This is a genomic window from Ectothiorhodospira lacustris (assembly GCF_022227845.1).
Lineage (GTDB): Bacteria > Pseudomonadota > Gammaproteobacteria > Ectothiorhodospirales > Ectothiorhodospiraceae > Ectothiorhodospira > Ectothiorhodospira lacustris.
Genome location: NZ_JAJNQN010000018.1, coordinates 1 through 16853, shown reverse-complemented (window position 1 = coordinate 16853; position 16853 = coordinate 1). Strand labels below are relative to the sequence as shown.

The 16853-nt window shown below is 64.0% G+C and carries 12 protein-coding genes; 6 read left to right on the top strand and 6 right to left on the bottom strand.

The annotated features are described in order from the left end of the window. Positions 1-168 precede the first annotated feature (168 nt). The 3 genes from LQ956_RS12570 to LQ956_RS12560 all read left to right on the top strand — a co-directional run bounded on the left by LQ956_RS12570 (position 169) and on the right by LQ956_RS12560 (position 2874). Positions 169-1137, top strand: coding sequence for an RluA family pseudouridine synthase (locus LQ956_RS12570; RefSeq protein WP_238620824.1), 969 nt, complete (start codon positions 169-171; stop codon positions 1135-1137). A gap of 12 nt (positions 1138-1149) precedes the next feature. Further along, on the top strand, positions 1150-1836 hold the full coding sequence (locus tag LQ956_RS12565) for an HAD family hydrolase (RefSeq protein ID WP_238630148.1): 687 nt from the start codon (positions 1150-1152) through the stop codon (positions 1834-1836). 66 nt (positions 1837-1902) lie between these two features. Beyond that, positions 1903-2874 carry a S49 family peptidase gene (locus LQ956_RS12560; protein WP_238630149.1) on the top strand — a complete coding sequence of 324 codons (972 nt, stop codon included), beginning with the start codon at positions 1903-1905 and terminating at the stop codon, positions 2872-2874. Positions 2875-3002: 128 nt separating this feature from the next. Here LQ956_RS12560 and LQ956_RS12555 read toward each other — a convergent pair whose 3' ends face one another. Next, on the bottom strand, positions 3003-3599 hold the full coding sequence (locus LQ956_RS12555; RefSeq protein WP_238620818.1) for a DUF502 domain-containing protein: 597 nt from the start codon (positions 3597-3599) through the stop codon (positions 3003-3005). A gap of 169 nt (positions 3600-3768) precedes the next feature. Between LQ956_RS12555 and LQ956_RS12550 the strand changes: the two genes are divergently transcribed. Next, positions 3769-7557 (top strand): magnesium chelatase subunit H, encoded by a 3789-nt coding sequence (locus tag LQ956_RS12550; RefSeq protein ID WP_255722501.1) that lies wholly within the window; start codon positions 3769-3771, stop codon positions 7555-7557. A gap of 75 nt (positions 7558-7632) precedes the next feature. Here the strand turns inward: LQ956_RS12550 and nspC are convergent, their stop codons facing one another. From nspC to LQ956_RS12535, 3 genes are all read right to left on the bottom strand, one after another. Beyond that, positions 7633-8793 carry a carboxynorspermidine decarboxylase gene (gene nspC, locus LQ956_RS12545; RefSeq protein WP_238620817.1) on the bottom strand — a complete coding sequence of 387 codons (1161 nt, stop codon included), beginning with the start codon at positions 8791-8793 and terminating at the stop codon, positions 7633-7635. Between the two features lie 6 nt (positions 8794-8799). Next, complete coding sequence (locus tag LQ956_RS12540; protein ID WP_238620815.1) at positions 8800-9999, bottom strand: saccharopine dehydrogenase family protein; 1200 nt, start codon at positions 9997-9999, stop codon at positions 8800-8802. Positions 10000-10155: 156 nt separating this feature from the next. After that, entirely contained in the window at positions 10156-10824 is a 669-nt protein-coding gene (locus LQ956_RS12535; protein WP_238620814.1) for a hypothetical protein, read from the bottom strand. Between the two features lie 264 nt (positions 10825-11088). Here LQ956_RS12535 and LQ956_RS12530 point away from each other — a divergent pair, with 264 nt between their 5' ends. Next, a complete protein-coding gene (locus LQ956_RS12530) occupies positions 11089-11922 on the top strand; it encodes an HDOD domain-containing protein (protein WP_238620813.1) in 834 nt (277 codons plus the stop codon). A 28-nt stretch (positions 11923-11950) separates the two neighbouring features. Here the strand turns inward: LQ956_RS12530 and LQ956_RS12525 are convergent, their stop codons facing one another. Both LQ956_RS12525 and LQ956_RS12520 read right to left on the bottom strand, forming a co-directional pair. Next, on the bottom strand, positions 11951-12883 hold the full coding sequence (locus LQ956_RS12525) for a 1-phosphofructokinase family hexose kinase (protein ID WP_238620811.1): 933 nt from the start codon (positions 12881-12883) through the stop codon (positions 11951-11953). 360 nt (positions 12884-13243) lie between these two features. Continuing rightward, positions 13244-14821 (bottom strand): alpha/beta hydrolase family protein, encoded by a 1578-nt coding sequence (locus LQ956_RS12520; protein ID WP_238630150.1) that lies wholly within the window; start codon positions 14819-14821, stop codon positions 13244-13246. 239 nt (positions 14822-15060) lie between these two features. Between LQ956_RS12520 and dauA the strand changes: the two genes are divergently transcribed. Further along, positions 15061-16794: a C4-dicarboxylic acid transporter DauA gene (gene dauA, locus LQ956_RS12515; RefSeq protein WP_238630151.1), complete on the top strand. Its 1734-nt coding sequence runs from the start codon at positions 15061-15063 to the stop codon at positions 16792-16794. Positions 16795-16853: the final 59 nt, after the last annotated feature.

The following is a 16853-nucleotide window of genomic DNA, read 5'->3' as shown; positions in this document are numbered from 1 at the left end:
GTTTGGTGTTCTGTCGGTCGCGGGAGGTGGGCGATTCGGGAGGATTCGCGGGGACCGCGGGGCTGCGGGGCCGCTCCGATATCTGCCGAGTCAACCCAGCGCGACGAGCCATGATAGCAATCCGGCAAAATTCCATCAAACCTTTGAGTGACCTGTTATTATTTCGCGATGTCCGAAACCCCCAAATCCAGCCCTTCGGCGGTAGTCCACGTCCAGGTCAGTGCGTCCGATGCCGGGCAGCGTCTGGACAATTTCCTCCTGCGCCACCTCAAGGGTGTGCCCCGTACCCGGGTCTACCGACTGCTGCGCAAAGGCGAGGTGCGTGTCAACAAGGGACGCGCCAAGCCCGATTATCGGGTCGTGACCGGGGATATGGTGCGGATTCCTCCGGTCAGCCGCAGTGAGCCGCGACAGGATGACCGACCGTTACCCCAGGGGCTGGCGGATCTGCTCGATCGCTCGGTGCTGCTGGAAGACGATGATCTGCTGGTGATCAACAAGCCGGCCGGTTTGCCGGTGCATGGCGGCAGCGGCGTGGCCGTAGGGGTCATCGAGGCCCTGCGGAAGATGGGCCGGGGCGAACCCTTTCTGGAACTGGCCCATCGTCTGGATCGAGAGACCAGTGGCTGTCTGGTACTGGCCCGCAATCGCCCGGCCCTGTTGGCCTTTCATGAACTTTTGCGCAGCGGCGGGATCGACAAGACCTATCTGGCCCTGTTGACGGGGCAGTGGTCGGGTGGTGAGCGTCGGGTGAATGCCGGTCTGGCCCGCAATGTCCGCCGTGGCGGTATCCGACTGGTGCAGGTGGATGACGAAGATGGCCGTGATGCGGACAGCCTGTTCATACCCGGCCGACGTTTTACGGAGGCCACGCTGATGGATGTCCGTATCGGCACGGGCCGAACCCATCAGATCCGTGTGCACGCGGCCCATGAGGGGCATCCGGTGGCCGGGGATCGACACTATGGTGATTTCGAGTTCAACCGTCGGATGAAGAAGTCGGGGCTCAGGCGCCAGTTCCTGCATGCCCGCGCCCTGAACTTCACGCTGCCCGTCAGCGGCCGCACCTATGCCATCGAAGCCCCGCTGGAACCGGAATTGAGTCAGGTGCTGGCGCAGCTTACCCCGCTGGATTGAGGTCTTTCCCCCGTGACAACTGAAAATCCCTATCAATTACTGGTCTTCGACTGGGATGGCACCCTGATGGATTCGGTGGCGCGCATCGTGGCCTGCATGCAGTCGACCATTGAGGTCCTGGGCGCCACGCCGTTGCCGGCGCAGCGTCTGCGTGACGTGATCGGTCTTGGCATGCGGGAGGCCATCCTGCAGCTCTATCCCGACGCGGATGAAGCGCTCTTTCAGGCCTTTACCCAAGCCTACCGGGAGCGTTTCCTGTTCATCGACGATACCCCCGCGCCCCTGTTTGCCGGGGTGCCGGAGTTGCTTGATGATCTGCTTGATCAGGGGTACTGGTGCGCGGTAGCCACCGGCAAGTCCCGGGTAGGCCTGGATCGGGTGCTGGATGAGACGGGGTTGGGCCCCCGTTTTCTGACGACCCGTTGCGCGGATGAAACCCTGTCCAAGCCTCATCCCCAGATGCTGCAGACGATCATGGATGAGCTGGGCATCATGCCGGAACAGACACTGATGATCGGTGACAGCACCCATGATCTGCTGATGGCCCGCAACGCCGGTACTGACGCTCTGGGTGTGACCTCCGGGGTTCACTCTGCCCGGGAGTTGCAGCCCCATGCCCCCAAGGGCCTGCTGGATGGGGTGGCGCAGCTGCCTGACTGGCTGGGGTGCCGGCGCCATGCCTGGTCCTCATCGGGGTGACTTGCTCGGAACATCCCCAGGGCCTGCTGTCCAAAACATCATGTGCAACCAAGGACACTCCGACTGATGAACCCTTCAATTGATCCCGATGACGATCAGCGCCGGCCCGCCCCGGAACACTGGGAGCGCGAGGCCCTGCGAGAGATTGCCCTGGCGGGCGTCAAGGAGCGTCGCGCTGCCCGTCGCTGGAGCATCTTCTTTAAACTGCTGGGCTTTGCCTATCTCTTCTTCATCCTGCTCGCGGTCATGGATGCCCTGCCCGGACGGGATGCGGATCGCAAGGCCCGGCACACCGCCGTGGTGGATGTGCAGGGGATCATCGCCGAAGGAGGCGCCGCCAGTGCCGATCTGGTGGTGGGAGGCCTGCGGGCTGCCTTTGAGAACCGCAATACCGTGGCGGTCATCCTGCGCATCAACAGCCCGGGCGGCAGTCCCGTGCAGGCGGGCTATATCAATGATGCCATCCGGCATCTGCGCGAGCAGCATCCTGATATCCCGCTCTATGCGGTGATCTCCGATGTGGGGGCTTCCGGTGGCTACTACGTGGCCGTTTCCGCCGATCGCATCTATGCCGACAGGGCCAGCATCATCGGTTCCATCGGTGTGCGTATGGACAGTTTCGGCTTCGTAGACGCCATCGATCGCCTCGGCATCGAGCGTCGACTCATGACGGCGGGTGGCAACAAGGGCCTGCTGGATCCCTTCATGCCCGTGCAGACGGATGAGAAGGTCCATGTCCAGGCCATGTTGGATCGCATCCATGCGCAGTTTGTGGAAGCCGTGAAGACCGGCCGAGGGGATCGCCTGGCGGATGACCCCCGTCTGTTCAGCGGTCTGATCTGGACCGGGGAGGAGGGTGTGGAGCTGGGGCTGATCGACGGTCTGGGCAGTGCCGGTTATGTCGCCCGTGAGGTGATCGGTGAAGAGCGGATCGTGGACTTCACCCGGCGTCAGGACCTGTTCACCCGTCTGACCGAGGGCCTGGGGGTGGCCGCCCTGAGGGTGTTCCAAGAGGGGTTCCAGGGCACCTTGAGATAGCTCCGGCATTGGGAGTGTGTAGGAGCCGGCCTGCCGGCGAATGACAGGGCATGGCAGGGGGGGGCGGCGCTGTTCGCGGGCAGGTCCGCTCCCACGAGGCCTGCTTCCAGGAAGCCCGGCTCTCGGGATCAGTCGTCGTTCTGGTGGGCGGATACGCCGGCGGTGAGGGTATAGCGCATGGCGTCTTCCAGGGACAGGTTCAGTGGCTCCACCCGGTTCCGCGGCAGCATCAGGGTATAACCGCCGATCTGGTAGCTCATGGGCAGATAGACGGCGATAATGCCTTCGCCGCCCAGGTTGTCGGGCAGTCCCGAGAAATCCTCCCGGGTGACGAATCCCACCAGTTTGCCGTCCATTCCCGGCAGGGTGACCAGTACCGCTTCACCAAAACGATTCCGGATGTCGCCGGAAAACAGCCGGGTCACGTCCCGCACCGTGCCGTGAATGGTCTTCACCACCGGGATGCGCTGCATCCAGCCTTCCACCCAACTGAAGACCCCCTGCACGATATAGGCCCGCATCAGCAGCCCCAGGGCGAAGATCAGGCCGATACCGGTGATAAGCCCCAGGCCCGGGAAGTAAAGCATATCGGGCAGGACCCACTGCAGTACCGCGCCCAGCAGGTTTTCCAGGGTGTTGCTCAGCCACAGCAGCAGCACGACGGTGACCAGCAACGGCAGAATGGCCGCCAGGCCGGTGAGGAAGGTACGGGTAATTCCTTTCAAGACAGGTCTCCACTTGAACCGACAACACGATAAAGCTCAACTATACCCCGGGTTGTTGTCTAGCTTGGTTGACACCCGGGGCAGGGCGATCTAATTTGACACGCATTCCAGGGTGAATCCGCCCCATCGCCTCACCCGGCCCAATTTATCAACAGGCACCAAGAGCATCATGGCAACAAAGCCCAAGTCCACAGTTGATCATACTCCCGTCCGGGTTGTCATCGTGACCATGGACACCCATCTGGCCAGCGCCACGGATCGGGCCCGGATCAAGCTTCAGAAAGACCTGCCGGGCCTGACGCTGAGCCTGCACGCCGCGTCCGAGTGGCAGGGTAATCAGGAGGCCCTGGATGCCTGCCGGGCGGATATCGAGACGGCGGACATCATCATCGCCACCATGCTGTTTCTGGAGGATCAGTACAAGCCCATCGTACCGGCTCTGGAAGCCCGTCGCGATAACTGCGATGCCCTGGTCTGTGCCATGTCCGCCGCCGATGTCACCAAGCTGACCCACATGGGCAGTTTCGACATGTCCAAGCCCAGCAGCGGCCCCATGACCCTGCTCAAGCGCCTGCGCGGCAGCAAGGACAAGGAATCCGGCGGTGCCGCCGGCGCCCAGCAGATGAAGATGCTGCGGCGCATTCCCCAGCTTCTGCGCTTCATTCCGGGCACCGCTCAGGATGTCCGCGCCTATTTCCTCACCCTGCAGTACTGGCTGGGCGGTTCGGAAGAGAACATGAGCAACATGATTCGCTTCCTCATTGATCGCTATGCCTCCGGTCCCCGGCGTGCTCTCAAGGGCAAGGTACCATCCTCCCTCCCGCTGGAATATCCCGAGACGGGTATCTATCACCCGGACATGAAGCCGCGCATCTCCGACCGTCTGCAGGATCTGCCGGTCCGCTGGTCCGACAAGAACGCCAAGGGCCGGGTCGGGGTGCTGGTACTGCGTTCCTATGTCCTGGCAGGTAACGCCGGCCACTATGACCCGGTCATCCGCAGCCTGGAAGAGGAAGGCATGCAGGTGGTGCCGGCCTTTGCCTCCGGCCTGGACTCCCGTCCCGCCATCGAGAAGTTCTTCATGAAGGACGGCCGTCCCACGGTGGATGCCGTGGTGTCCCTGACCGGCTTCTCCCTGGTGGGTGGTCCCGCCTACAACGATGCCCGCGCCGCCGAGGAGATCCTGGCCAAGCTGGATGTGCCCTATGTGGCCGCCCATCCGGTGGAATTCCAGACCCTGGACCAGTGGGGCAATTCCGACCGGGGTCTGCTGCCGGTGGAGAGCACCATCATGGTGGCCATTCCCGAACTGGACGGCAGTACCGTGCCCATGGTCTATGGTGGCCGCCCCGGCGGCGAGGGGGCGGTCTGTCAGGGTTGCGACACCCCCTGTACTTTCACCCAGATCGAGAACCCCCAGGACATGTCCACCTGCAAGGAGCGTACCGCCATGCTGGTGGCCCGGGTGCGCAAGCTGGTGGCGCTGCGCCGCTCCGAGCGCGCTCAGCGCAAGGTGGCCATCGTCCTGTTCAACTTCCCGCCCAATGCGGGCAACACCGGCACGGCCGCCTACCTGGCGGTGTTTGAATCCCTCTACAACACCCTCAAGGCCATGCAGGCGGAAGGGTACCAGGTGGATCTGCCGGAAAGCACCGATGCCCTGCGCGAGGCGGTGATCAACGGCAACCGGGAGCAGTACGGCTCCGATGCCAATGTCCATACCCTGATTCCCGCCGAAGAACACGTACGCCGGGAACGCTGGCTCCAGCAGATTGAATCCCAGTGGGGTGCCGCGCCGGGCAAGCTGCTCAGCAACGGCAGCTCCATTCTGGTTCAGGGCAGGCAGTTCGGCAACGTGCTGGTGGCGGTGCAGCCCTCCTTCGGTTACGAGGGCGACCCCATGCGCCTGCTGTTCGAGCATGGTTTTGCCCCCACCCACGCCTTCTCCGCCTTCTATCGCTACCTGCGGGAGGACTTCAAGGCCCATGCGGTGCTGCATTTCGGTACCCACGGCGCCCTGGAGTTCATGCCCGGCAAGCAGGTGGGCATGTCCGGCACCTGCTGGCCTGATCGCCTCATCGGCGACCTGCCCAACCTGTATCTGTACGCCTCCAACAACCCTTCCGAAGGGGCCATCGCCAAGCGCCGTGCCGGTGCCACCCTGATCAGCTACCTGACCCCGCCGGTGGCCCATGCAGGCCTGTATCGTGGTTTGCTGGACCTGAAGAGTTCCCTGGAGCGCTGGCGCGGCCTGGAGCCGGATCAGGCCCATGAGCGGGAGGAATTGGCGGCCCTGGTCCAGTCCCAGGCCGCCGAACTGGAACTGTGCAAGGCCGAGCCCCTGTGGGATGTCTCCGATGCCGGGGATGCGGACGCGCAGATCCACAAGCTCAACGAACAGATCCTGGAGCTGGAGTACACCCTGATCCCCCATGGTCTGCACGTGGTAGGGCAGGCCCTGTCGGAAGAAGAGCGGGTGGACATGCTCCTCTCCATGGCCGAGGCCACCGACGAGAGTCGGCCGGAGCGTGCCCTGATTGAGGCCCTGGTCCGTACCGGTTCAGCCGACAAGGCGGTGAAGGAGACCGGTGCCCAGGTGGATGAGACGACCCTGGAGCGCCTGCGGGAGTTGGCCAACGCGGATCATCTGTTGTCTCGGGAAACGGAGTTGGAGGGCATCCTCAAGGCCCTGGATGGACGCTACCTGCGTCCGGCCCCGGGCGGTGACGTGATGCGCACCCCCGAGGTGCTGCCTACGGGCCGCAACCTGCACGGCTTTGACCCCTTCCGCATCCCCAGCGCCTATGCCCTCAAGGACGGCGCCCGCCAGGCGGAACGCCTGCTGGCCCGTCATGTGGAAGACGGCAACCCGCTGCCGGAGTCCATCGCCCTGGTCCTGTGGGGCAGCGACAACCTCAAGACCGAAGGCAGCCAGATCGGCCAGGCCCTGGCCTTGGTGGGGGCCAAGCCCCGGTTCGACAACTATGGCCGTCTGGCCGGCGCCAGCCTGATTCCCCTGGAGGAGCTGGGTCGTCCCCGCGTCGATGTGGTGATCACCCTGTCGGGCATCTTCCGTGACCTGCTGCCGCTGCAGATCAAACTGCTGGCCGAAGCCACCTTCCTGGCCGCCAGTGCCGATGAGCCGCTGGATCAGAACTTCGTCCGTGCCCATGCCCTGGCCTACCAGAAGGAGCATGGCTGCGACCTGGAGACGGCCGCCCTGCGGGTCTACGGCAATGCCGACGGCGCCTATGGTTCCAACGTCAACAACCTGGTGGAGAACGGCCGCTGGAACGACGAGGACGAACTGGCCGATACCTACACCCAGCGCAAGGGCTTTGCCTATGGCCTGTCCGGGCGTCCCGTGAAGCAGGACGCCCTGCTCAAGAGCATGCTGGCGGACGTGCAGCTCACCTATCAGAATCTGGATTCGGTGGAGCTGGGCATCACTACGGTGGACAACTACTTCGATACCCTGGGCGGCATCAGCCGGGCGGTCCGTCAGGCCCGTGGTGGTCAGGATACTCCGGTATACATCGGTGATCAGACCAGGGGTGACGGGACCGTCCGCACCCTGTCGGAGCAGGTTTCCCTGGAGACCCGTACCCGGATGCTCAACCCCAAATGGTATGAAGGCGCCCTCAAGCATGGCTACGAGGGGGTGCGCCAGATCGAGGTGCATATCACCAACACCATGGGCTGGTCCGCCACCACCGGTCAGGTGCAGCCCTGGGTCTATCAGCAGCTGTCCGAGACCTTCATGCTGGATCCGGAGATGCGTGAGCGTCTGGCCTCGCTCAACCCGACCGCCTCGGCCAAGATGGCCAACCGCCTGCTGGAGGCCTCGGAGCGCAACTACTGGCAGCCCGATGAGGAAACCCTGGAGGCCCTGCGTCGCGCCGGCGAAGAGCTGGAAGATCGCCTGGAAGGCACCTACGAGCAGCCGCCCGCCGCCTGATGCACTAAAAAAGCGGGACGAAAAAAGGCGGGATATTATCCCGCCTTTTTTCGTCCCTGTGGCTCGGTGAGGCCGTCAGCTCAGACGCTGCATGTATGCCTCGTAACCGAAGGTCTTCACCGTCCTCACTTCCCGAGTTTCCTCGTTCACCCGGCAGATGGACGGCAGGCGGATGCCGTTGAAGGTGGTGGTCTTGACCATGGTGTAGTGGGCCATGTCGGTGAACACCAGCCGCTGTCCGATCTCCAGGGGCTGGTCGAAGGAATACTCCCCGATGATGTCCCCGGCCAGACAGGTGGAGCCGCCCAGGCGGTAGGTGAAGGTCTTCTCCCCGGGCATTCCGGCATCGATGATCTCCGGCCGGTAGGGCATCTCCAGCACGTCCGGCATATGGGCGGTGGCGGAGGTGTCCAGGATGGCGATGGGACCGCCGTTCTGCACGATGTCCAGCACCGTGCACACCAGGTAGCCGGTGCGCAGGGCGATCGCTTCGCCCGGCTCCAGGTAGACCGTCACCCCCGGATGGCGGGCACGGAAATCCCGGATCAGGCGGATCAGCCGCTCTACGTCATAGTCGTCCCGGGTGATGTGGTGTCCACCGCCGAAGTTGATCCACTGCCGGCCCGGGATGTACTGCCCGAACCGGGCCTCGAAGGCCTCCAGGGTGTGCTCCAGGGCATCGCTGTTCTGTTCGCACAGGGTGTGGAAGTGCAGGCCCTCCAGGCCCGTCAGGTCCACGCCGGCCAGATCCACCGCCCGGGTCCCCAGGCGCGATCCGGGGGCGCAGGGGTCATACAGGGCCACCTTGCCTTCGGAATACTCCGGATTCACCCGGATGCCGCAGGAGATGTGCCGGGAGGCCCCGGCCACCTGCTCGCGAAAACGCTGCCACTGGGCGGGGGAGTTGAAGCTGATGTGGTCGGCATATTGCACCACCACTTTCATCTCCTCCTCGGTGAAGGCAGGGGAGTACACGTGCACCTCCCCGCCGAACTTCTCCGCCCCCAGGCGGGCCTCGTCCTGACCGCTGGCGGTGGTGCCTACCAGGTATTCCCGCACCATGGGGAAGGTGTCCCACATGGCAAAGCCCTTCAGGGCCAGCAGGATGCGACAGCCGCTGTCGGCCTGGACCTGCTTGAGCAGGGCCAGGTTCTTGCGCAGCAGGGCGTCGTCCACCACGAAGGCGGGTGACGGACAGGCGTTGACGTCAAAGCAGGGATAGCGCGTCTTGTCCATGGGCGATCAGGCCAGGGGATCGCTGTCGGGATCCAGTTCCACCATCTGCCAGGGCAGGCCCATGTCGCCGATGCGTTCCATGAACGGATTCGGGTCCAGCTGCTCCACGTTGAACACGCCGGCACCCTGCCAGATGCCCTGCACCATGAGCATGGCGCCGGTGACGGCGGGTACGCCGGTGGTATAGGAGATGGCCTGGGACTGTACTTCCCGGTAGCAGGCCTCGTGGTCGCAGATGTTGTAGATGTAGACCTTGCGCCGCTTGCCGTCCTTGATGCCGTCCAGGATCACGCCGATGTTGGTCTTGCCCTTGGTGCGCGGCCCCAGGGACGCCGGGTCGGGCAGGATGGCCTTGAGGAACTGCAGGGGGATGATTTCCTTGCCCTCGAACCGGATGGGCTCGATGGACGTCATGCCCACGTTCTCCAGCACCTTGAGATGGGTGATGTACTTCTCGGAGAAGGTCATCCAGAAGCGGATGCGCTTGAGGCCCTTGATGTTGCGGCACAGGGATTCAAGCTCCTCGTGATAGAGCAGGTAGATGTCTTTGGGACCGATGCCGTCGAAATCGAAGCTGCGCTTCTCCGCCAGAGGTGCGGTTTCCTTCCACTCGCCTTCCTCCCAGTAGCGGCCGTTGGCGGTGATCTCGCGGATGTTGATCTCCGGATTGAAGTTGGTGGCGAACGGGTAGCCGTGGTCGCCGCCGTTGGCATCCAGGATGTCGATGCGGTGGATCTCGTCGAACAGGTTCTTCTGGCCCCAGGCGCAGTAGATGTTGGTCATGCCCGGATCGAAGCCGCAACCCAGAGTGGCCATGAGGTTGGCCTTGGCATAGCGGTCCTGGAACGCCCACTGTTCCTTGTACTCGAACTTGGCCTCATCCGGGTGTTCGTAGTTGGCGGTATCCAGGTAGGGGGTGCCGGTGCGCAGGCAGGCCTCCATGATGGTCAGGTCCTGGTAGGGCAGGGCCACGTGGATGAGGACGTCAGGTTTGAAGGACTCGATCAGGGCCACCAGGGCCTCCACGTCGTCCGCGTCCACCTGGGCGGTCTGGATGGGTCGGTCCAATTGGGCCGCGATGGCACGACACTTTTCCTCGTTGCGGCTGGCCAGACAGATCTCCGTGAAGACCTCCGGATGCTGCGCGCACTTGTGGGTGACAACTCCGCCAACGCCGCCGGCGCCGATAATCAGGACTTTGCTCATAGGCCTCGAATCAAACTGGGAAAGATGTGGGAGGAAAGCGGATCGGGCCGCAGCCCGAGACAGGATCGTGTTGCAGTGAATGATGCACGCGGTCCATGACACGCCGGTGTCATGGACCGCTTTGACGGGGATGATGCCCCTTGAGGGGCGCCGGTATCAAGCCCTCTCCACCGCAAAACTCACCGCGTAGCGCTGGTTGCTGCCAAAGACCAGGGCCATGCGCCCCTGTCCGGCGGCGTCGATCCCCAGATCCTTGACCCGGTAGAGGGCCTGGGCCTGGTTGAGGCGCCGCAGGGAGGTCTCCACGCTGCCCTTGTGGCGACGGATGTAAAGACTCAGGTCAGGGCGTACCGTGGCCTGGATATCGTGTTCTGCCTGCTGCATGTCCAGGCTGCCGGAGAGGGAGCGCAGGCCCTGGGGGGATACCTTGAAAAGGCGCTCCAGGATGCGTTGCATGCCCTCGATGGGGTCCTCACCCAGGTACAGGTTCCACAGGAATCGGCGGACGCCGTAGTCATCATTCCACCAGCCCCGTTCCGGATTGAGCACGTGAACGCCCACGGGGATGAGGCGGTAGGCGCCCAGGCCCACGTCGTCGGTGAGGATCTCGAAGCTCACCTGCCGGCACCCCAGATGCCGGCGGTTTCCTTTCATCATCAGGGCGGCATTGCGTGGAGTCAGCAGTTTCAGGGCCATGCGGTCCCTGGGTTGCAGGGGTTTGCCGCGCTGAATTCGAATGCCTTCGATGACTTCCAGGGCGCAGTTGGTGATGATCCTTTGGTCACGGATCAGGCCATGTGAGTCTTCTTGCCTGGTGCTGTTCATCAGGTTCCCGAGTTGCTCGCTGGACGGGGAGATGTGCGACCGGATCCGCTATTGGCCACGGGAGCTGTGATGACATCGTGGCGTTTTCCGGCCTCGGCTACGCAATCGGCCGTCAATAGATTACCCTCCGGAGATGGAGAATGCAGAACGATCGTCTGAATGAGCAGCGGTTTATCGGCATCAGGTCATGTTTTATTGACGCAAATGTCATGCCGTATCTTTCAGGTCAGGAAGTATCTTGTGCCTGTCAAAGGATAATGATCAATGCAGGTTGAAGAACACGACATCGTCGACAGGCTGGTCATACCCCCTCAGCCGGAAGTTTTGCGGGTGGTGGTGGCGGAGTCCAGAAAGGAGGATCCTGATCTGGGTCGGATCGCCAGGCATATCGCCGGTGATGCCAGTATTGCCGGTGGGGTGCTGCAGATCGTCAATTCTCCGCTGTTTCGTCGTGCCCGGGAGATCAGTTCCATACCGCAGGCGGTGATGCTGCTGGGCTTCAACCGCATCTATGCCATTGTCCGTACCGTCGCGCTGCGCAATGCCATGGCCCAGTATCCCGGCATGGAGGCATTCTGGCGTCGGGGTGTCCATGTGGCGGAATCCGCCGCCCGGGCGGCCAGGGTCATCAAACGCCCGGATCTGGTGGATGAGGCCCATCTCCTGGGTCTCTTCCACATGGTGGGTATTCCAGCCCTGTGCAGTCTGGCGGGTGATGACTATGTTCCCCTCGTCAAGGCGGCGCCGGCCAAGGGCTGGTCAACGCTACTCCCTGAAGAGACCCGACTGTTCGGCATTCATCATCCCAGGGTGGGGGCGCTGATCACCCAGCGCTGGCATATACCCCAGGCGGTGGTCCATGCCATCGATCAACAGTATGCCGTGGATCAGGTCGCGCATCTGGGCTCTCTCCATGAGGATGTGCCGGATCTGGTCGTCATTCTCAAACTGGCCCTGCGCTTTGCCACGGCGGTGGATGCCTCCCTGATGACTTATGCGGAGTGGGGTGTCTACAGCGAACAGCTGGCGGATTATCTGGCATTGCCCGACCCGGCGGCGCTGGACACCCTGGTGGATGGGGTGGCGGCGCTGGATTGACCCGGCACTCAGACAGGGGGCCATGCCTCTAGACCTGCTGGGCCAGCATCTCCCAGAAGTGCATGACGTCGGACTTGTGACACAGTTCGGTGCCGGAGGTCAGTACGGTGGCGGTACCCGCCGCCACGCCCAGGGCGAAGGACCGGGAGATGCTTTCACCGGTGGAGACGCCAAAGGTCATGCCCGCCACGAAACTGTCCCCGGCGCCGACGGCGCTCTTGGCGTTCACTTCCGGGGTCTTGAGCCAGGTGATGCCGTCCCGGGTGGCCAGCAGGGCACCATCGTGGCCCAGTGTGACCGTCAGGATCTCGACGCCTCCGTCGGCCACGATCTCCCGGGCCGCGTCTTCCAGGTCCTTGGGATCATCCAGGTCCCGCCCCATCAGCGCGGCAAACTCACCCCGGCTTGGCTTGGCCAGGTAGACCCCTTCTTCCAGCGCGCCCGCCAGAGCGGGCCCGGAGGTATCCAGGACCATGCGGGCACCGCGCCGCTTGGTCATCACCGACAGGCGGGCATAGACGTCTTCCGGTGCCCCCCGGGGGATGCTGCCGCTGGCGATCACGTAGTCAAAATCCAGCAGTTCGATGAAATCCAGGGCGGCTTTCCATTCGGCCGGTTGCACCGTGGGGCCTTCCGGGGTGAAGCGGAATTCCTGCCCCGAACTTTGCTCGTAAACCACATTGCTGACCCGGGTAGTCTCCCGGGTATGGACGCGATGGGCCATGACCCCGGCATTGGCTACCAGTTCATCGAGCACATCGCCGGAACGTCCGCCGGCCAGATAGACGGCAAAGCTCTGGCCGCCCAGCTCGTTGACGACCCGGGCCACGTTGATACCGCCACCGCCCGGGTCCATGCGCTCGTTGGTGGTGCGGATCTTGTGGACCGGCCTGACCTTGTCGGTGGTGCAGGACGCATCCACGGCCGGGTTCAGGGTCAGGGTGACGATTCTTTTGGTCATTCAGGTTTCCTCATGTTTTGTCTTGCACCAGTACGGCCACGGCTTGAATCCCCCTTCAAGGATATTCTGAACAGGCCATTCCCGCTTTAGTACAAGCCATTCGGGCGTTTCTGCACGTCATTCCGACATTTCTGCACGTCATTCCGACATTTCTGCACGTCATTCCGGCGTTTCTGCACGTCATTTCCGGGTTTCTAAACGCCACTCCCGGGTTTCTAAACGTCATTCCCGCGAAGGCGGGAATCCAGTCACAGACCGACAACCCTGGATTCCCGCCTTCGCGGGAATGACGGCAATGAGGGTGGCCCGCACCATCTCTTATGCCTTGCCAGACGGCAATGAGGTGTGGTCCGCCCCATCTTATGCCCCCACCAGGGGGAAGGTCACGCTCATGCCCCAGGCCAGGGCCAGGGCCACCGCCGTCGCGCCCACCCAGGGATGCCCCGTGGCGCGGTATATCCAGCTGCTGAGCAGACCGTAGATGGTGAGGCACACCAGGATCGCCGGCAGGATGATGATCAGGAAGAACAGGGTCTCCAGTCGCAGGGCTACGGCCAGGATCAGGGACAGGAACAGGAAGACCTTGGTCAGGGCATAGGCCCCACGGGCGGGTTGGGCACCCCGGGTCATCCATTCATCGGCGGAGAAGAACAAGAGCATGCCCAGGAACACCAGCGGCAGGATCAGGGCCCGTTCCGGCCCGGGCAAGTAGCCGGTGACGTGAAGGTGAATGGGAATGCCGATGGCCAGGGTCAGGTAGCCGGCCGCCAGGAGTATGGCGGGACCCAGGGCCTGCCAGCGGATGGCTGACAGTGCCGCCACGGGGGCCTGACCGCGACGGGTCGACCATCCCAGCATGGCCCAGCAGAGCAGGCCGTAGACGGCAAAATGCAGGGCCAGGTAGTCCACCAGCAGCAGAGGCAGTATCCCCACGGGGACGGCCCAGAGCAGCAGAGGCGTGAGCAGGGCGGGTATCCAGAGGGTCTTCAGCAACTGCCGCCGGGGCAGCCCCAGGCCCACCGGCAGGACCGCCACCCGGGGCAGCAGGCGGGAAAGGGGCCAGGCCAGGGCGATGGTGCCCAGGAACAGCAGACCCAGCCAGGGGCCGCGTCGGTCCAGATAACTTTCGTCGTGGCTTTCGCCCGCCGGCCTGATACTGCCATTCAGCCACGCCAGGGACTCCCGCAGCATGTCCTCTGCGTAGAGCACGCCGATGTGCTCCACCCCGCCGGCCAGGGCCAGGCGCCGGGCCGAGCCGTCTGCCGTGTTGCCGTAGGTGACACCCGTCTCGGGGGTATCCGTCAACGGGGCAAAGGCCACCAGAGCGGCTTCATGGAGGCTGGCCGGTTCCAGGCTGCCGAACACGAACAGCAGGTTATTCATCGCCTCCATGGGGAAGGCGCCCGAGATATAGGGGGAGAGTAGTACGGCGGTCTGGACCTGATCCGGATGTTCATGCATGTGCATGAGCATGATGTCCCCGGCCATGGAGTGTCCCAGCAGCGCCAGGCGCCCGTCCGACCGGGGCAGGGCCAGGCCCGTGGCCACCGCGGCGTCCAGTGCCCCACCCAGCAGGCCGCGACGCTTGTCCTCGTCCAGCAGGTTGGCGACGAAGGGCCGGGTATTGGCGCCGTGGCCAGGGAAGTCGAAGGTCAGGGCGATGTACCCGTTGCGGGCCAGGGTGATGGCCAGGGGCTGCATCATCTGCCGCGAACCGGCAAAGCCGTGGGCGATGACCGCCACCGGGGCGGGGGCGTCATGAACCGGCAGGTACATGGTCATGGGCACGCCATCCACCTGTGTCTGGCGTATTTCAAGTCCCTGGGTACCGGCGTGAAGCTGCCAGAGGGCGGTCAGGATGGCCGCCAGGGACAGCAGCGCCACCAGCCAGCGAGCCAGGGGCCGGTCGTTGCCGGGAAAACGGGATGTCTGTGCCATGCCTTGCTCCATGATCCTTGAAGTCAGTCCTGGGGATGTTCACCGCTTCCTGCCCGCCAGGGCAAGGCCGCTGCGCGCGCACCTCTGTATTTCCCGTAAAAGTGATATCATCATTCCCTCTGGCAATATCTGCCGCGCCTCCCGTTACCTGCAGCAGGCACAGGCCACGGTCTGCCCCAGGCAATTGCCCGCCATTCCCTTCGGCTTTCAAAGCATCAGCACCTTGAGGAGTGTCATTCATGCACAATTCCCCCTGGTCCGGCCGCATGCCCGGTCTGTTCATGGGGCTGAGGGCAGCCTGGAAGGAAGGCTACGGCCTGGCCGATCTGCGCAAGGATGTGATGGCGGGTCTGACCATCGGCATTGTCGCGGTGCCTCTGGCCATGGCGCTGGCCATCGCCGTGGGGGTGCCGCCCCAGCATGGTCTGTACACGGCCATCGTGGCGGGGGCCATCATCGCCCTGACCGGGGGTTCCCGCTTCAATGTCTCCGGACCCACGGCGGCCTTCGTGGTGATCCTGATCCCGGTGGTGCAGCAGTATGGTCTGGGCGGGTTGCTGGTGGCCACCGTCATGGCCGGCCTGATCCTGATCGCACTGGGGTTGACCCGAATGGGCGGCCTGATCCAGTTTGTGCCCTATCCCGTGGTGCTGGGGTTTACCGCCGGCATCGCCGTGGTGATCGCCACCCTGCAGTTGCCGGATTTCCTGGGGCTGACCGTGGCCCATCTGGGGGGGCACTATCTGGCCAACCTGGGGAACATCGTCTCCGCCTTTCCCAGCATCAACCCGATGGAACTGGGGGTGGGCATCTTCACCCTGCTGATCCTTATCTTCTGGGGCCGTCTCAAGGTCCCCGTGCCCGCCCCCCTGGTGGCACTGGTGGCGGCGGCCCTGGCCACATGGGCCCTCAATCACTGGTTGGGCGGCGGGGCCGTGGATACCATTGCCTCCCGTTTCACCTGGGAATATCGGGGAGAGTCGGGGCAGGGGATTCCGTCCATTCCCCCCGCTTTTGCCTTGCCGTGGCATCTCCCCGGTCCCGACGGGCAGCCCCTGCAGCTGAACTTCGACCTGATCCGGGCGCTGCTGGGGCCGGCCTTTGCCATTGCCATGCTGGGGGCGATCGAATCCCTGCTCTGTGCCGTGGTGGCGGATGGGCTGAGCCGGACTCGCCATGATCCCAACTCGGAACTGATCGGTCAGGGGCTGGGCAACCTGGTGGCGCCCTTCTTCGGCGGCATCACCGCCACCGGCGCCATCGCCCGGACCGCCACCAACATCCGCAGCGGGGCTCGATCCCCCATTGCCGCCGTGGTCCATGCCCTGGTGGTGCTGATTGCGGTGGTGGGCCTGGCCGGGGTGCTGGGCCATGTCCCCATGGCGGCCCTGGCCGCGTTGCTGTTCGTGGTGGCCTGGAACATGGGCGAGGCACATTTGTTTGTCCGCACGGTCCGCTCCGCCCCCGGTCCCGACGTGGCCATCCTGCTGATCTGCTTCGGCCTGACGGTGCTGTTCGACATGGTGCTGGCGGTGGCCGTGGGCATGGGGCTGGCGGCTGCCCTGTTCATTCACCGCATGTCCCTGCTCACCCACTCCGACCGGGTGCAGACGGACCGTCATCCGGATACCCGCTCGCTGCCGGCGGCGGTGGCCCTTTATGACGTCAACGGCCCCCTGTTCTTCGGCGCTGCGGAGAAGGCCATGTCTTCCCTGCGAGTGGTGGACCCCGGCGTGAAGGTGGTCATGCTGGACATGCAGGATGTCCCCAGCATGGACGGCACTGCCCTGGTAGCCCTGCAGAGCCTGATTGCCGACCTGCGTCAGAAGGGGATCGCGCTCATTTTCGTGGGTATGAAGGCCCGGCTGATCGTCAAGCTGCGCCGGGCCGGGGTGCGCAAGGAGGCGGGGCGCCTGACCTATGTGACGGACATGGAGGAGGGCGCCAGGGTGGCCCGGCGTTGGCTGGGATGAGGGCAGTACGGCGGCCGGTGACGCCCCCAAACTGGCCAGCCCCCGGGGTGGGGGAGGGG

Coding starts and splice junctions, on each gene's coding strand:
- LQ956_RS12560 (WP_238630149.1), top strand. CDS start 1,903: ATGAACCCTTCAATTGATCCCGATGACGATCAGCGCCGGCCCGCCCCG.
- dauA (WP_238630151.1), top strand. CDS start 15,061: ATGCACAATTCCCCCTGGTCCGGCCGCATGCCCGGTCTGTTCATGGGG.
- LQ956_RS12535 (WP_238620814.1), bottom strand. CDS start 10,824: ATGAACAGCACCAGGCAAGAAGACTCACATGGCCTGATCCGTGACCAA.
- LQ956_RS12550 (WP_255722501.1), top strand. CDS start 3,769: ATGGCAACAAAGCCCAAGTCCACAGTTGATCATACTCCCGTCCGGGTT.
- LQ956_RS12520 (WP_238630150.1), bottom strand. CDS start 14,821: ATGGCACAGACATCCCGTTTTCCCGGCAACGACCGGCCCCTGGCTCGC.
- nspC (WP_238620817.1), bottom strand. CDS start 8,793: ATGGACAAGACGCGCTATCCCTGCTTTGACGTCAACGCCTGTCCGTCA.
- LQ956_RS12570 (WP_238620824.1), top strand. CDS start 169: ATGTCCGAAACCCCCAAATCCAGCCCTTCGGCGGTAGTCCACGTCCAG.
- LQ956_RS12540 (WP_238620815.1), bottom strand. CDS start 9,999: ATGAGCAAAGTCCTGATTATCGGCGCCGGCGGCGTTGGCGGAGTTGTC.
- LQ956_RS12530 (WP_238620813.1), top strand. CDS start 11,089: ATGCAGGTTGAAGAACACGACATCGTCGACAGGCTGGTCATACCCCCT.
- LQ956_RS12525 (WP_238620811.1), bottom strand. CDS start 12,883: ATGACCAAAAGAATCGTCACCCTGACCCTGAACCCGGCCGTGGATGCG.